This window comes from Fluviibacter sp. (assembly GCF_057744235.1).
On sequence record NZ_JBIJFP010000001.1, the window covers coordinates 148,981 to 164,504 of the forward strand.

The 15,524-nt window shown below is 55.1% G+C and carries 15 protein-coding genes; 8 read left to right on the plus strand and 7 right to left on the minus strand.

Annotated features, from left to right (window positions below; all coding sequences use genetic code 11):
* Window position 1 precedes the first annotated feature (1 nt).
* Genes AC3GOJ_RS00710 through fic form a run of 3 tightly spaced genes read left to right on the plus strand, consistent with a single transcriptional unit; the run spans window position 2 to window position 2,331 of the window.
* Entirely contained in the window at window positions 2–937 is a 936-nt protein-coding gene (locus AC3GOJ_RS00710) for a carbohydrate kinase family protein (RefSeq protein WP_488235528.1), read from the plus strand.
* Window positions 938–944: 7 nt separating this feature from the next.
* On the plus strand, window positions 945–1,703 hold the full coding sequence (locus tag AC3GOJ_RS00715) for a lysophospholipid acyltransferase family protein (protein WP_488235529.1): 759 nt from the start codon (window positions 945–947) through the stop codon (window positions 1,701–1,703).
* Between the two features lie 22 nt (window positions 1,704–1,725).
* A complete protein-coding gene (gene fic, locus AC3GOJ_RS00720; RefSeq protein ID WP_488235530.1) occupies window positions 1,726–2,331 on the plus strand; it encodes a protein adenylyltransferase Fic in 606 nt (201 codons plus the stop codon).
* A 271-nt stretch (window positions 2,332–2,602) separates the two neighbouring features.
* On the opposite strand, the gene ccoG is transcribed toward fic, so the two are convergent.
* Entirely contained in the window at window positions 2,603–3,985 is a 1,383-nt protein-coding gene (ccoG, locus tag AC3GOJ_RS00725; RefSeq protein ID WP_488235703.1) for a cytochrome c oxidase accessory protein CcoG, read from the minus strand.
* A 71-nt stretch (window positions 3,986–4,056) separates the two neighbouring features.
* Window positions 4,057–5,481 (minus strand): aminotransferase-like domain-containing protein, encoded by a 1,425-nt coding sequence (locus AC3GOJ_RS00730; protein ID WP_488235531.1) that lies wholly within the window; start codon window positions 5,479–5,481, stop codon window positions 4,057–4,059.
* 127 nt (window positions 5,482–5,608) lie between these two features.
* Here AC3GOJ_RS00730 and AC3GOJ_RS00735 point away from each other — a divergent pair, with 127 nt between their 5' ends.
* Together AC3GOJ_RS00735 and AC3GOJ_RS00740 are read left to right on the plus strand one after the other, a co-directional pair.
* Window positions 5,609–7,294 carry a nitrite/sulfite reductase gene (locus AC3GOJ_RS00735; protein ID WP_488235532.1) on the plus strand — a complete coding sequence of 562 codons (1,686 nt, stop codon included), beginning with the start codon at window positions 5,609–5,611 and terminating at the stop codon, window positions 7,292–7,294.
* Window positions 7,278–7,754: a DUF934 domain-containing protein gene (locus tag AC3GOJ_RS00740; RefSeq protein ID WP_488235533.1), complete on the plus strand. Its 477-nt coding sequence runs from the start codon at window positions 7,278–7,280 to the stop codon at window positions 7,752–7,754. The genes AC3GOJ_RS00735 and AC3GOJ_RS00740 overlap by 17 nt, the downstream gene beginning before the upstream one ends.
* Before the next feature lie 111 nt (window positions 7,755–7,865).
* Here AC3GOJ_RS00740 and AC3GOJ_RS00745 read toward each other — a convergent pair whose 3' ends face one another.
* Window positions 7,866–8,648, minus strand: a complete 783-nt coding sequence (locus AC3GOJ_RS00745; RefSeq protein ID WP_488235534.1) for a glycosyltransferase family 2 protein — start codon at window positions 8,646–8,648, stop codon at window positions 7,866–7,868.
* Between the two features lie 51 nt (window positions 8,649–8,699).
* Between AC3GOJ_RS00745 and waaC the strand changes: the two genes are divergently transcribed.
* Complete coding sequence (gene waaC / locus AC3GOJ_RS00750; RefSeq protein ID WP_488235535.1) at window positions 8,700–9,695, plus strand: lipopolysaccharide heptosyltransferase I; 996 nt, start codon at window positions 8,700–8,702, stop codon at window positions 9,693–9,695.
* Window positions 9,692–10,987: a lipid IV(A) 3-deoxy-D-manno-octulosonic acid transferase gene (gene waaA, locus AC3GOJ_RS00755; RefSeq protein ID WP_488235536.1), complete on the plus strand. Its 1,296-nt coding sequence runs from the start codon at window positions 9,692–9,694 to the stop codon at window positions 10,985–10,987. Before waaC ends, waaA begins: the two co-directional genes overlap by 4 nt.
* Window positions 10,988–11,034: 47 nt before the next feature.
* Here waaA and AC3GOJ_RS00760 read toward each other — a convergent pair whose 3' ends face one another.
* Window positions 11,035–11,691 carry a protein-L-isoaspartate O-methyltransferase family protein gene (locus tag AC3GOJ_RS00760; RefSeq protein ID WP_488235537.1) on the minus strand — a complete coding sequence of 219 codons (657 nt, stop codon included), beginning with the start codon at window positions 11,689–11,691 and terminating at the stop codon, window positions 11,035–11,037.
* Between the two features lie 101 nt (window positions 11,692–11,792).
* Window positions 11,793–11,990 carry a DUF1289 domain-containing protein gene (locus tag AC3GOJ_RS00765; protein ID WP_488235538.1) on the minus strand — a complete coding sequence of 66 codons (198 nt, stop codon included), beginning with the start codon at window positions 11,988–11,990 and terminating at the stop codon, window positions 11,793–11,795.
* Window positions 11,991–12,182: 192 nt separating this feature from the next.
* Here AC3GOJ_RS00765 and AC3GOJ_RS00770 point away from each other — a divergent pair, with 192 nt between their 5' ends.
* Window positions 12,183–14,021 carry a PHA/PHB synthase family protein gene (locus tag AC3GOJ_RS00770; RefSeq protein ID WP_488235539.1) on the plus strand — a complete coding sequence of 613 codons (1,839 nt, stop codon included), beginning with the start codon at window positions 12,183–12,185 and terminating at the stop codon, window positions 14,019–14,021.
* A gap of 109 nt (window positions 14,022–14,130) precedes the next feature.
* Here AC3GOJ_RS00770 and AC3GOJ_RS00775 read toward each other — a convergent pair whose 3' ends face one another.
* Window positions 14,131–14,811, minus strand: a complete 681-nt coding sequence (locus AC3GOJ_RS00775; RefSeq protein ID WP_488235540.1) for a thiol:disulfide interchange protein DsbA/DsbL — start codon at window positions 14,809–14,811, stop codon at window positions 14,131–14,133.
* 13 nt (window positions 14,812–14,824) lie between these two features.
* On the minus strand, window positions 14,825–15,493 hold the full coding sequence (locus AC3GOJ_RS00780; RefSeq protein ID WP_488235541.1) for an SPOR domain-containing protein: 669 nt from the start codon (window positions 15,491–15,493) through the stop codon (window positions 14,825–14,827).
* Window positions 15,494–15,524: the final 31 nt, after the last annotated feature.

The following is a 15,524-nucleotide window of genomic DNA, read 5'->3' on the forward strand; positions in this document are numbered from 1 at the left end:
CATGAAAAAAACGCTGATCTGCGGCTCGCTCGCTTACGACAACATCATGGTCTTTAACGGCCGCTTCCGCGAACAGATTCTGCCGGAACAGATTCATATTCTGAACGTAGCGTTCCTGGTACCTGAAATGCGTCGCGAGTTTGGCGGTTGCGCCGGTAACATCGCCTACGCCCTGCACAGCCTGGGCGGTAACGCCGAGATCATGGCCACAGTCGGCGAAGACGGCATCCCTTATATGGATCGCCTGGATGCGCAGGGCATTTCGCGCAAACATGTGCGCAAAGTGCCAGGCACGTTCACGGCCCAGGCCTTTATTACCACCGACATGGATGACAACCAGATCACCGCCTTCCACCCCGGTGCCATGGGTCAGGCGCATCTGAATGAAGTCGGCCATGCGGAAAACGTGGGGCTGGGTATCGTTGCCCCCGATGGTCGCGATGCCATGCTCGAACATGCCCGCCAATTTGCCGATGCCAACATCCCGTTCATCTTTGATCCGGGTCAGGGTCTGCCGATGTTCGACGGCGACGATCTCAAGCAATTCCTGTCGCTAGCGACCTATGCCTGCGTCAACGACTACGAAGCCCAGATGCTTTGTGACCGCACCGGTCAGACGCTGGAAGAACTCGCCGAAAATGTGGCTGCGCTCATCGTCACGCGTGGCGGCGAAGGTGCCTGGATCTTTACCGGCGGCCAACGCATTGATATCGAAACGGTGCAGCCTGAAGCCATTGTCGATCCGACCGGTTGCGGCGATGCCTTCCGTGGCGGCCTGCTCTACGGCATGGCCAATGGTTATGATTGGCAAAAGGCCGGCCGCCTGGCCTCACTGATGGGCTCGATCAAAATCGCCCACGCCGGCCCACAGAATTACCACGTGTCATTTGAACAGGTAGCCCAGCGCTTCCAGGCTGCTTTCGGCGAAGCCCTCTAAAAAGCGCATGAACAGCACACCCAACCCGAAGCCGCTTCGCTTCGTACGCGGTGTGCGCGTGGTCTTTCACCTGCTCTGCGGCCTTTGCTGGGTGAGCATTGCTTTTCCCTTCTTCTCGCTGAAACGCCGCCGCTGGGTGCGTTACCGCTGGTCTCGCGAATTATTAAAGCTCTTTGCCTTTGAGTTAAAAATATCGGGCACGCTCCCGGCAGAAGCTGGTCTCATTGCAGCCAACCATGTCAGCTGGGTCGATATCTTTGCCATGAACGCGCTTACCCCGGTGGCGTTTGTTTCCAAAGACGATGTCATTCACTGGCCCATCATCGGCACCCTGGCCAAACATAACGAAACCATTTTCCTGCAACGCGGCAGTCGCGGCCATGCGCACACGATTGGTCGCGAAATGGCCGAGCGTTTGCAATCCGGCAACTGGCTGGCTGTGTTTCCTGAAGGCACCACCACGGACGGCACACACCTCCACCCCTTCCATGCTGCCTTATTGCAACCTGCCATTGATGCCAATGTTCCGGTAACACCCGTGGCACTCAGCTACCTAGATGCACAAGGACAACGTTCATTGTTGCCGGCCTACGCTGGCGACACCAGCCTCTGGGCATGCTTCTGCGCCATGCTGTCGGCACGCCAACTGGTTGTTAACCTGGAAATCGGCACGCCGGTTTCTATTGAACCCGGCAGCGGCAATAGCGGCCGTAAAGCGTTGGCACAGGCGCTACATCAGCAAATTGAAACTGCACTATATTCCTGATCTCGCTTGAAGGAGAGACTGCATGGTTTTGTCCAACAAACTCAACATCACCAGCCAGCTTGAACTCGCCCAAGCCGAGGAAAAGCTCAGCAAACAAAAAGCCAAACAACTCTTTGACTCCGGCGACATCGCCAAAGTTGAATGTGGCACCTATGCAGGCCTGGCATTGATTCATGCCTATTTATTTGAAGATATTTACGACTTTGCGGGAAAAGTTCGTAACGTCAATTTTGCCAAAGGCAACTTCCGCTTTGCGCCGCTGATGTATCTCGAAGCCGCGTTGAAACATATCGACACCATGCCGCAAAGCACCTTTGACGAAATTATCGAAAAATATGTCGAGATGAATGTGGCCCACCCCTTTCGGGAAGGCAATGGCCGCGCCACACGCATCTGGTTAGACCTCATACTTAAAGCCGAAATCAAACAAGTGGTGGATTGGAATCAGGTAGACAAAGAAGAGTACCTATCTGCCATGCAGCGCAGCCCAGTGAAAGACCTAGAGATCAAAGCGCTGCTCAAACAAGCACTCACCGACAAAATCAATGACCGCGACTTGTTCATGAAGGGTATTGATGTGAGCTATTACTACGAGGGGTATAGCGAATTCAAGACCGAGGAGCTATAACCTCTACGCGTTGCATGACATGACCCACAGGGCGCTATATTCCTAACCCACCTCTAAGCCACAAACGGGCTTAATTTTGAATGTGTACAGTCGGCCAGTTGCGGACATATGCAGAGTTTTCGTAATAGATAACTTCCGACTTGGGCCGTAAGCTGTTAGCTAGGGCAATGGTAGATTTAGTCTTTCAGACTAAGCCTGAAACATGAGAAGGCATGCTGATAACGTCCTAAACTTATTGACATAATTCGACCGCAATAGCCGCCGCCTTAAATTACGGAAAGAAAAAGACCGTTTTTTCCTTCGCTGTTAAGTGTGCTGAGTCCTGTGAGCTAATCACCAGTTTGATGGGGTTTGCTCCCGATGGTGCCGCGTCACCTGGAGCTGAAATGGTCACAGTTACTGGCTGGATTGATCCTGCCGCAATATTGAATTCAGAGGTGCCAAGCAAGGTCATGCCGGGTAAACCTTGTGGTTGGATGGTGTATTTATGCGCTTGGTCGTCCAAGTTCATGAGTTTGAGGGTATAGACATTCTCAATTCGACCATCTGCGCCTTCTCGATAGAGCGGACCGCGATCCCGAATCACATTCACGAGTAGTAGGTCTCGATTCGATAACGTCCAAACAGCCAGTCCAGTGAAGATGATCAGAAGACAGCCGTAGGCAACCAGGCGGAACCGATTCTGCTTTTTTGGGGTTTGGACCAACTGGTTCTCTGACATAAAGCGGATCAAACCGAGTGGCTTTGCAATTTTCTTCATCACATCGTTACACGCATCAATACAGAGGCCGCAGTTGATGCATTGATACTGCGAACCGTTGCGGATATCGATACCAGTTGGGCAAACCTGTACACAAATACCGCAATCAATGCAATCACCAGCGCCGGAAGCATTACGTTTGTTGCTTCTGGGTTCGCCACGGTTTGTATCGTAAGCAACGGTCTTGGTGCTAACATCAACCATGACACCCTGGAACCGGGAGTAGGGGCACATGTGTTGACATACCGCTTCACGCGCATAGCCGGCCTGTAGGTACATGAATGTCGCGTAAAAGATCACCCAGAAACCTTCCCACGGACCAAGATCCCAGCTGGGAATTGCGGAAAGCAATTCGCGGATCGGCGTGAAATAGCCGACAAAAGTGATGCCTGTCCATGCTGCCACCAAAATCCACAGGAGCTGCTTCGTCGATTTGATCAGTAGTTTTTTGCCGCTAATCGGACTTTGATCTAATCGCATGCGAGCCAGGTGATCCCCTTCGACTTTTTCTTCGATCCAGGTAAACAACATCGTGTACACGGTTTGCGGGCATGCAAAACCGCAGAATACCCGGCCAGCGATTGCGGTGACAAAGAACAGCGCAATCGCCGCAACAATCATGATGTAGGCGAAAGCCAATGCATCCTGTGGCCATAGCACCGTGTCAAAGAAATACAGTTTCTCGTGAGGGATATCGAACAGAATTGCCTGACGGCTCACGCCATTGCTGTTCCAGGTCAGCCAGCACGCGCCATAAAAGATTGCCTGAGTAACCAGAAACATGGTCCAGCGTAGGGTATTGAAATATCCCTTCGTAGACCTGGCGTGTACCTTGCCTTTCTGACGGTAAAACTCGATGCGTGCTTCCTGAGCTTTCTTGACTGGCTGTTCCATTTTTAGCCCCATTGATATGTTGCTGCTAGTACATCATTGGGTAAGCGATAGGAACAGGTTCAGAATGTCTCTTATTTGATAGGTACAGATTGATCGGCGATCAACGCACCTAAGGTTGCCATGGCGGCGCCTAAGCGTTGTGGATCAGGATGTCCAAAATTAAGGCGCAGATAGTGTTTGAACTCACGCTTGGCTGAAAAGATTGGGCCGGGCGCAATACTAATGCCGTGATCCAGCGCCTGTTGGTGCAGCAACAGTGTGTCAACGTGGGGGGGTAATTCAAGCCAGAGGAAATATCCACCTTGCGGTCGCGACAGTTTGGTTCCAGTTGGAAAATGGCGCTCAATGGCTTGAACCATTTCTACTTTCTGCAAGGCCAGAGTTTGTCGCAAGTGCCGCAAGTGATTTTCAAACCCACCGTGTTTGAGGTATTCCGCAAGCGCAATCTGCACAGGAACGGTGGTTGCTAGACTCAAAGAGAGTTTCTGGCGCTGAATCCGGCTTGCGTAGCGTCCGGCTGCAACCCAGCCAATCCGATAGCCGGGGGCCAAGCACTTCGAGAACGATGATACATGCATAACCAGGCCGGTTTTGTCCTCTGCTTTACTGCATAACGGGGCTTGGGGTGTGAAATAAAGTTCGTTGTAAACATCATCTTCGATGAGCGGCACATCATGACGCCGGAGCAATTTCAAAAGCGTCCTTTTATTTTCATCCGAAACGCGGCTACCTGTTGGATTCGCAAAATTGAGCATGAATAGACAGGCTTTGATGGGGTGATGCCTGAGAGCATCTTCCAAAGCAGACAGGCTGACCCCTTCACCAGGATGGCTGGGAATCTCGATGACTTTTAAACCAAGGCGTTCACTGGCTTGCAGACCAGCGTAGAAGGTTGGGGATTCAATCGCAATCAGATCACCGGGCTGGGTTACCGCCTGTAAGCAAAGATTCAGCCCTTCCATCGCACCGGATGTAATGACAATTTCCTGCGGAGAAACTGTTGCCCCCTGAGCCAGGTAGCGCAAAGCCAGTTGCCTTCGCAGTTCCTCATTACCCGGTGGTAGATCTGTCACAGTGGCCAGTGGGTCAAATTTGCGAGCAGCATTTGCCAAAAATCGGCCGAGCTTGTCGAGCGGGTAAAGAAACGGGCTAGGAAAGCTGGAGCCAAGGGGCACCACTGAAGGATCACGAACACTATCCAGTATCTGAAAAATGAAATCACTCACCTGTAATTGTGTAGAACCGCCTACTGGGTGGGTCATTTCAGGTTCGGATAGGTTCTGGCCCAACCGGGCGCGAACAAAGTAGCCAGATTTGGGTCGCGCTTCGATGAGTCCCCGGCCTTCAAGGATGTAATAGGCCTGTGTCACGGTAATAGGACTCACATCATGGATAAGGCATGCCTTTCTTACTGAAGGGAGGCGTTCCCCAGGGCGCAGCAACCCTTTAAGAATCAGGTCTTCAGTTTGATTGGCGATTTCTTGGTAGCGGCTCATGGGGGGATGGTATCAGTCCAAGGCGGCATCTGTACCTATTAAATAAGACACATTCTGAACCTGTTTCTATTGCACGGCCAGTGATGTACTACGCACAACTTATTAACAATTGTCATTAGATTTCGCCATGTATCTTTACAACGAGGTTGATCAGAAGCTTGTCGATGACCGGGTCGACCAGTTTCGTGGGCAGACGGAGCGCTTTCTCAGCGGCCGTCTCAGCGAAGACGACTTCCGTCCTTTACGCTTACAAAACGGCCTGTATGTGCAGCGTCATTCACCGATGCTGCGAATTGCAATTCCCTATGGGCTACTGTCAAGTCGGCAGATGAGGATGCTGGCGCACATCGCTCGAACTTACGATCGAGGTTACGGGCACTTTACTACCCGATGCAGTATCCAGTTCAATTGGGTACGCCTCAACGAAGCACCGGATATTCTGGCCGAACTTGCAACTGTACAGATGCACGCGATCCAGACTTCGGGTAATTGCATTCGTAACATCACCTGCGATTCGTTTGCCGGCGTTGGCGAAGATGAAATCTTTGATACACGGCCATATTGCGAAATCGCTCGGCAATGGTCCACGCTTGCGCCGGAGTTCATGTTTTTGCCTCGCAAGTTCAAGATCGCCTTTGCCGGAGGTGCCGAAGATCGAGCCGCAGTTCGCTTTTACGACATTGGTGTACGAGCCAAGCGCTCTGAGTCTGGTGAGGATGGATTTGAAATCTTTGTTGGGGGCGGGATGGGGCGGACACCCATGCTCGCACAAAGCGTCAAATCATTTTTACCGAAAGAAGAACTGCTTAATTACTTCGATGCCATTCTGAGGGTATATAACCGGCATGGTCGCAGAGACAACAAATACAAAGCGCGGATTAAGATTCTGGTTAAGGACTTGAGCGTTGAAGGATTTGGCAAAGAAGTAGACACCGAGTGGCAGCACCTTAAAGGTGGGGCCGGAACTACTAGTGCAGAAACTATTGCCACCATGACCACATTTTTTGAGAAACCGGCATATGAGGGGCAAGGCGACAGCGATGCATTGTTTGATGAATTGAAAGATCCCGGATCAATCAATCTGCACCGTGAGTTCGCTCTGTGGAAAAGACAGAATGTCTCGAAAAATCAACACGGCGACTACGCGATTGTGACCTTGTCCTTGAAGAAATCGGGTGTGCCGCCAGGTGATGCTACCGCTAGACAAATGGACTTTATAGCCGACTTGGCTGATCGATTCAGCCTTTCTGAGGTGCGTGTTACCCATGAGCAAAATCTCCTTCTGCCTCATGTGCCGCGAGAAAAGCTCTACGAGCTCTGGAATCTAGCTGCGGCGGAGGGTTTAGCTTCGCCTAATATTGGGTTGTTAACCGACATGGTCTGCTGCCCCGGGGGTGATTTCTGTTCGCTGGCAAATGCCAAGTCGATTCCTATTGCGGTTGCTATTCAGCAGCGCTTTGATGACTTGGATTATTTATTCGATCTTGGTCCGCTGGAACTTAATATATCCGGGTGCGTCAATTCTTGCGGCCACCACCACATTGGTCATATCGGTATTCTCGGAGTCGATAAGAACAGCGAAGAGTGGTATCAGATCACTCTCGGTGGTCGAGAGGGAAATGCCTCAAACATTGGCAAGGTTATTGGTCCGTCATTCGCTGCAAATGATATTCCTGATGTCATCGATAAGATTATTGGCGTGTATATCGCCAATCGTTATGAGGATGAGATTTTTATCGACACATTCACCCGCATTGGTATGGAGCCATTCAAATCGGGCGTATATGGAGCCAAAGATGGCAGCACTCATTGACTTGCAAGGTATCGTTGTGGCTGATTCGTGGCGAATGATTTCTGACGATGAAGCATTGAATGCTGCCACTAGATTACCAGGGCAGAATCTCATTCTGACCATTCCACTATGGCGAACGAGCGGCGAAAATCTGGTCCCCCAGGGGCACAAGGTTGGAGTCTGGTTGTGGCCTGATGATGATCCAGAATCACTGATTTCCATCGGCCAGAAACTGCCGATTATCGCTGTGCATTTCCCGGTTTTCACCGATGGCCGTGGTTATACCCATGCAAAAATATTGCGTGAACGTTTGGGCTATATCGGAGAATTACGCGCGACGGGGGACGTTCTAAGGGATCAAATTTATTTTTTGAGTAGATGTGGTTTTAGTTCCTTTGCATTGCGTGCGGATCAGAACCCCGAAGAGTGCCTGTCTGCATTGAATGATTTCTCTTGGGCACCTTTGGTAGGTCATTTATGACCGCTATGGGTCGGAAGCAGACCACTACGATGGCTTGTCTCCAAGAGAGCTGGTTCAACGAACCGGGCAAGCAACGGCTGATAGATCGCTAAAACACTCAGAAAGGCGCGATCACCAGGATGCTTCGGAGAGTCCGGCCTGCCGCCGCAGCTCCCGCAGCTTCACGTACTTCATAAAGCTATTCTGACAACCGATGGCAATGTGCACGAAGCCGGGCACACCATCCTGCCAGCCGCCACGCACCAGCCAGAATTTCAGAAAGCGGGTCAGCGGCGAAAAAATCATTCGGGCCAGCGGCGCCTGCTCCCCGCGTGCGAGCGCGCGTTCTGCGGCCAGGCTGGTGTAGCGGTTCTGCTTATCCAGATAGTTTTTCAGATCATCCGCACTGTAATGCAGCAGATCACCTTCCAGGGTGCGTGGTGCCAGATCACTCAGCACATGCTCATGCACGATATCGTCGGACCAGCGGGCAGCATCTTTTCGGAACAGTCGGGTGTTGAAATCTGGGTAGCCCTCACCATGCTTCAGCGGACGCCCCATGAATACGTTGCAACGGGCAAAGCGGTACACCGGGTAATCCGGCACGCCTTTTCTGAAGGCACTGCGAATACTGTCGGCCAGTTTGGGCGACAAGGCTTCATCTGCATCCAGACATAACACCCAGTCGTTGCTGGCCAGGCTAACGGCGTGCGCCTTCTGCGGCCCGAAGCCCGCCCAGGGGTGATGCACGACCTGCGCCCCGAATTCTGCCGCAATGGCCGCTGTGTCGTCGGTGCTGCCCGAATCCACCAGAATGGTTTCGGATGCAAATGGCACAGACGCCAGCACATCGCGCAAACGAGCGGCGGCATTACAGGTAATCAGAACCAAAGAGAGCGGTAGTTTCTCGGACATGGGCAACGGTACACACGGCTATAATGGGGCTATGTCGCGAGATTATCACTAATGCAGCCCAAGCTTTCGAACCCGCCCCGTTTTCTGTTGATGAAAACCTCATCGCTGGGCGATGTCTTGCATAACCTTGCCGTGGTCAGTGACCTGCAGCGGGTGTTTCCCGGTGCCATCGTGGATTGGTGCGTGGAAGCACCCTTTGCCGAAATTCCAAGCTGGCACCATGGCGTACGGCACATTATTCCGGTATCGATTCGTCGCTGGCGCAAACAACTCTTCCAGCGCGATACCTGGGCAGAGATCAGCCTGGCCCTCGGCGCACTCCGCAGTGAGCGCTACGATGCCATTATCGATACACAGGGTCTGGTACGCAGCGTGCTGCTCGGCCGCTTGGCGCACGGCCCGGTTTACGGGCAAAACTGGCGCGAGGCGCGTGAGTCGCTTGCCGGTTTGCTGGTTAACCGCCCACTGGCTGTGCCTTATGCCCTGCATGCCGTAGAGCGCTATCGCACCATTGCCGCCACGGCGCTGGGCTATGCCGATCGATTACCCGAGTTACCGCTCGATTTTGGTCTGAACACCCGCTACCCGTTACAGCCGGGTAATGAGGTGTTTCTCTTCACGAACACCAGCCGCGATAAAAAGCTGTGGCCTGAAGAGCACTGGATTAGCGTCGGACGCGCCCTGCGTGATGCCGGCATGACGCCAGTGTTTACTGCCGGCAACGACATCGAGGCCGCCCGCTCACAACGCATTGCGGCAGGGATTGCCGAAGGTGGCACAATGGGCGAGGTGCTGTTCCGCCCGACACTGACCCAGCTTACCGAACGCATTGCCAAGGCCCGGTTGTGTCTGGGCGTTGATACGGGTTTTACGCACATTGCCTGTGCACTCACCGTGCCCACCATTGCCATCTTTACCGATACCGACCCCGAACTGGCTGGTGGTTTTGGTTTGGGGCTACGGCAGACTTTTGGTCATCTGGATAGCTGCCCGCCCGTAAGCGACATCATGGACCAACTTAAAACCTGGGGCTTTCTGCCGGCATGAGTATGCCCGCTGCCGCACCGTGGTTCTACCGGCTGCTACTTACGCTGATTGTGCCGCTGGCGCTTTTGCGTTTATGGTGGCGCGGACGTAAACAACCCGGCTACCGCCAACACATTGCCGAACGCTTCGGCTACCTCAATGTACCCGCTGGAGGCCAGATTATCTGGCTCCACGCGGTTTCGGTCGGTGAAACCCGGGCAGCCGAGCCGCTGGTACATGCCCTGCTGGAACACTACCCGGACCATCGTGTCCTGCTCACGCATATGACACCAACGGGCCGGGCGACCAGCACCGCACTCTATACCGACCCCCGCGTGCTCATTGCCTACGTGCCCTATGACCTGACGGGGGCTGTTGATCTTTTCCTGCAGCGAGTGCAACCCACCGTCGGACTGCTTATGGAAACCGAAATCTGGCCGAATCTGATTCTGCGCAGCCGTCACCATGGCGTACCTATGCTCCTCATCAACGCCCGCCTGTCGGCTCGCTCGGCAAAGCACTATGCCCGCTTTGACCGCCTGATACGGCCGGTTCTTGGCGCACTCTTCGCCGTTGGTGCGCAAAGCATCGAGGATGCCCGGCGCCTGCAGGCACTGGGGGCTACCCAGGTGCGTGTGACCGGCAATCTCAAGTTTGACGTCCGCATTGAACCCAGCTTGCAACTGCTGGGCAAGCGCTGGCGGAACAGCCTGAATGGGCGGCCTGTGTGGCTTGCGGCCAGCACGCGAGATGGCGAAGAGGCGCTGCTGCTCGATGCACACCGCCTGTTGTGCGCCCGCCTACCGGGACAGACGCCTTTGCTGGTGATGGTGCCTCGCCACCCGCAACGCTTTGATGCCGTGGCTGAACAGATCACCCGGGCAGGCTTTCAACTGACGCGCCGCAGCGAGGCTTTGCCCGATGCCGCCACCGATGTGTGGCTCGGCGATTCGATGGGCGAAATGGTGGCGTATTACAGCATGGTCGATGTGGCAGTCATGGGCGGTAGCCTGCTGCCGTTTGGTGGGCAGAACCTGATTGAAGCCGCCGCCTGTGGCACACCGACCCTGGTGGGCCCGCACACCTATAACTTTGCAGCAGCCGCCGAAGCGGCCATCCGCACAGGTGCCGCACAACGGCTATCCGGCACGACCGCCCAAACTGAACCCGAGACCATTGCCGAGGCGTTATACCGCTTGATCAGTGACCGGCCGGCATTGGCCCTGGCCGCTCGTGCCACGGCTGACTTTGTTGCGCAGTCCACGGGTGCCACCGCACGCACGCTGACATTGATCACGGAACACGGCCCATAAAAAAGACCCGCCGCAGCGGGTCTTATCATCTTACGCGCCGACCGCGATCACAGTTCGAAAGCCTTCATTGCGCGCGGTGCGTTTTCCAGCGGCGGCAACCAGGTTTCGAACAATGTTTCGCGCGAGTAGCTCCCAGGTCCGGTGCAATGGATCCGCACCATCTCCATGACCGGACCGGTGCCGACCACGGCCATCAGGCGACCACCGAGTGCCAGCTGATGCAGCAACACGTCCGGCACGCTCGGTACCGAACCGGTCAGTACGATCGCATCATACGGCTCACCGGCTTCATGGCCCTTGAGGCCATCGGCCAGAATCAGCGTGGCATTCTCGATACCGGCTTCATCCAGATTGGCCTGCGCCTGCGCCAGCAGGGCCGGATCAATTTCCAGGCTGGTAACATGCGCACCTTGCGAAGCCAGCAGTGCGGTCATGTAACCCGAACCGGTGCCTACCTGCAGAATCTGGGCGTCCGGCGCCAGCTCCAGCTCCTGCAGCATACGGGCTTCCATACGCGGCGGCATCATGACGGCGTGGGGTGTCAGCGGAATCTCGACATCGGCAAACGCCAGTGAACGATAGCTCTGCGGCACGAACTCTTCACGACGCACTTCAAACAGCAGATCCAGGACATTCGGATCCAGAACGTTCCACGGACGAATCTGCTGTTCGACCATGTTAAAGCGGGCTCTTTCAATATTCATCTGCAGAATTCCGGTTTAAGGGTGAAAACACCGCAAGCTAAGGTGTTGATTGAGATTAATTATACCTGTTAGTCCGGCAAACCCTGAAAAACTGGCAGACATCAGTGATCGCCCTTGGCCCCATCCCCGGTAGACGATGCCCCTCCGTTGACCGCGCTGGTTGTCGATACTAGCGCCGGAGGCTCAGGTGCCACCGGTTCAGCCAGCGGCCGGCCGCATCCCTGACACAGGCCAGAGGCCGGATCCGCCATACAGACGCCGATACAGGGATAAAGGTCTTCGTTGTCCTGTTCAGACATGAGGGTACGCTCATGGGGATGAAAACGCCTACAGTGTAATCCCAGGAAGAGGTTCGCCCAAATACAGCATACCCCTTGTGTGATTGGGCCTTTACAGGCAATCTATGGCTGACGCACCGCGTGCTTGTTGGGGAAGTCGTTTGTTGTCCCGCCGAGCGCATTTTTTTGGCTTTCGATTTGACGGAGATCACCATGTCGCAGTCCCCTACACCCGCCGAGGGCGCAGAAGGCAAAAACCCGGCCGAACTGGTTCATGTCTATGCAGAAGTTGCCCAGCGCGCATCGCGTGTTCTGAGCGGTTTTATGGAACGCCAGGCTCAGAAAGGCGTTAACACTTCCGGTGAAGAGGTTGGCATCGCCAAAGCCTTCATGGATCTCTCTGCTCGCCTACTGTCTAATCCGTATCAGCTGGCTCAGGCCCAGATGAATATGGTGCACAATTATTTCTCGCTGTGGCAGAACTCGGTGATGCGCATGATGGGCATGGAAGCCTCACCGACCATGGCACCCGAGCGTTCGGACAAGCGTTTTAAAGACGAAGGCTGGCAGCAGGATTTTGTGTTCGACTTCATCAAGCAGTCGTACCTGATCGCGTCCAAGCACATCCTGGATACCGTCGGCACCGTCGAGGGGATGGACGACAAACAACGCGAAAAAGTCAATTTCTACACCCGTCAGTACATCGACGCGCTGTCGCCGAGCAACTTTGCGCTGACCAACCCGGAAGTCTTCCGCGAGACCGTTCGTACGCAAGGCCAGAACCTGGTCAAGGGCCTCAACAACCTGCTGCACGACGTTGAAGCTGGCGACGGCAAGCTGCGTATCCGCATGACGGATACCTCGGCCTTCGAACTGGGCAAAAACGTCGCCACGACCAAGGGTAAGGTCGTTTACCAGAACGAAATGTTCCAGCTGGTTCATTATGAGCCGACCACCAAGCAACAGTTCGATGTACCGCTGCTGATCGTGCCGCCCTGGATCAACAAGTTCTACATCCTCGATCTGCGTGAAAAGAATTCCTTCGTGAAGTGGACGACCGATCAGGGTCACTCCACCTTCATCATCAGCTGGCTGAACCCGGACGAGAAGCATGCCGATCTGAACTTCGAAGACTATCTGCTCGAGGGTTCGCTGGCGGCCATCAACGCTGTGGAACAGGCCACCGGTTCGAAGAAGGTCAACCTGGCCGGTTACTGCCTGGGCGGCACCCTGCTGATGTCAACCCTGGCCTACATGGCCGCCAAGAAGGATAACCGCGCCAACTCGGCCACCTTCTTCACGACCATGCTGGACTTCACCGATCCGGGCGAACTGGGCGTCTTCATTGATGAAGAAAGCATCGCCACGATCGAGAAGAAAATGGAGAAGACCGGCTATCTGGATGGTTCGGAAATGGCCGGCACCTTCAGCATGCTGCGCGCCAACGATCTGGTCTGGTCCTTCGTCATCAACAACTACCTGATGGGTAAGGATCCGTTCCCGTTCGATCTGCTCTACTGGAACTCCGATTCGACCCGCATGCCGCGCGCTATGCACAGTTTCTACCTGCGCAACATGTACCTGAAGAATATTCTGAAGGAACCGGGTGGCCTGACGCTGGGTGGCGTGCCGATCGACATCCGCAAGGTGAAGACTCCCTGCTACTTCGTCTCGGCCATCGAAGACCATATCGCCCCGTGGCTCAGCACCTACATGGGCGTGCATCTGCCGTCGGGCCCGGTCAACTTTGTGCTGGGCGGTTCCGGCCATATCGCTGGTATCGTCAACCCGCCAGCCGGCAACAAGTACTGCTACTGGACCAACCCGGAACTGCCGGCAACGGCCCAGGAATGGTTCGATGGCGCGACCCAGAACGAAGGTTCCTGGTGGCCGAACTGGGAACAGTGGGTTGAAGCCATCAACGACAAGAAGGTCGCTGCCCGCATACCGGGTGAAGGCCCGCTCAAGGCCATCGAAGATGCGCCGGGCTCTTTCGTCAAGATGCGTGCCGATGCCAAAAAACCGGCTGCCAAGGCTAAAGCTGCCAAGTAAGCAGGCACACCGTACCAAGAACAACGCCCGCATCTGCGGGCGTTGTTCTTTTAGGGTATGACAGATTCACGGCCAGCCGTTGTGCCGCGCACGGGCGTGAAATGTTCAGCTACTTCTGCTGCCGTGCCATCTTAATCACGGCGTCCGTGTTGGCCAGCAGATCATTGAAATTCATGCCACGCTGTTGCAGCATCTTGTAACGGCCGGCCACGATGATGGAAGGCACGCCGTCAATCTGATACGTCATGGCGAGCGTGTCGGCCTTCTTCATGGCATTGGTCACGTCTGCCGAATAATAGACTTCGGAGAATTTCTTGGCATCCACGCCCGGCTGGCTGGCAGCCCACTGCAGCACGGCCTGGTCTTCATAAAGCGTACGGCCCTGTTGATGAATGGCGGCAAAGGCGGCCGTATCGAGCGCCGGCAGCTTCATGAGCTGGATTGTGTAGAACAGACGCCCCAGTACCACCCATTGCGGACGACCGAAAGTCACCGGCACGCGGCGTACGACCACATCTTTCTGCTTTTTCGACCAACGCTCGAAGGGCTCCGCGAAATCATGGCAATGCGGACAGCCGTAAGAGAAGAACTCCAGCACTTCCAGCTTACCGCCCGCAGCCGCTGCCGGGGTGTTCAGCACCGCATAAGTCTGCCCAGCAATCGCCACACCGCTTTGCGGTGCCGGGGGCATGACCGCACTGCCTAGTGCTGCCTGGGCCAGAGCCGAACCGGAAACACCTGCTGCCGAAATGCTGGCAATCAGGGTAGACAGAAACTGACGACGTTGCATGAGGACTCCGATCTTAGTTACGGGCCGGGACAGCATCAAAACCGGCTTCTTTCAGTTCGTTACGGGCACGATTAGCATCATCCTGGCGCTTGAAGGGACCGATTTTGACGCGGAACCAGACTTTTTCACCAATGACGGCTTTGTGGATGGATGCATCAAAACCCTGCAGCGCCAGATTGGCTTTCTGGGCTTCGGCATCGGATTGCTTCTGGAACGACCCCGCCATCAGATAGAAGCCGGCCGGCGCTTCCGGCTGTGCAGCCGCTTTGCTGGCTGCCTCTCCTGCCGGTTTGGCAGCCGGCGTGGTGCCATCAGTCTTGCCAGAGAGCAGATCAGGAAACTGGAAGCGCTTTTCCGGCGGCGGATCGCCCGGCTTGCCCGGCAAGGCAATTGGCTGCCCCGGTTCGCTCGCTGGGGCGTTGGCCGCCGGCGCCGGCGGCGCATCTGCCGCGGCCGGCAGCGTAGTCGACGTCGACGGTTTGCTACCTGCAGTTTTGGCGGGTGTTGGTGCCGGGGTTGTTTTATCGATAAACGGTGACGGCATCCGATTAAACCACCAGGCTACAGCCGCCGCGATCACCAGCCCGAGCATCAAGCCGTACAGAATACCCTTGAACGCGCCACCCGAAGCCGGAGCTCGGTCACGTGAGGCATGGCGATTGGGTTTGTAGTCTCGGGACATAGCGGCCTTTGTATGTTCTATCGGCAGATTA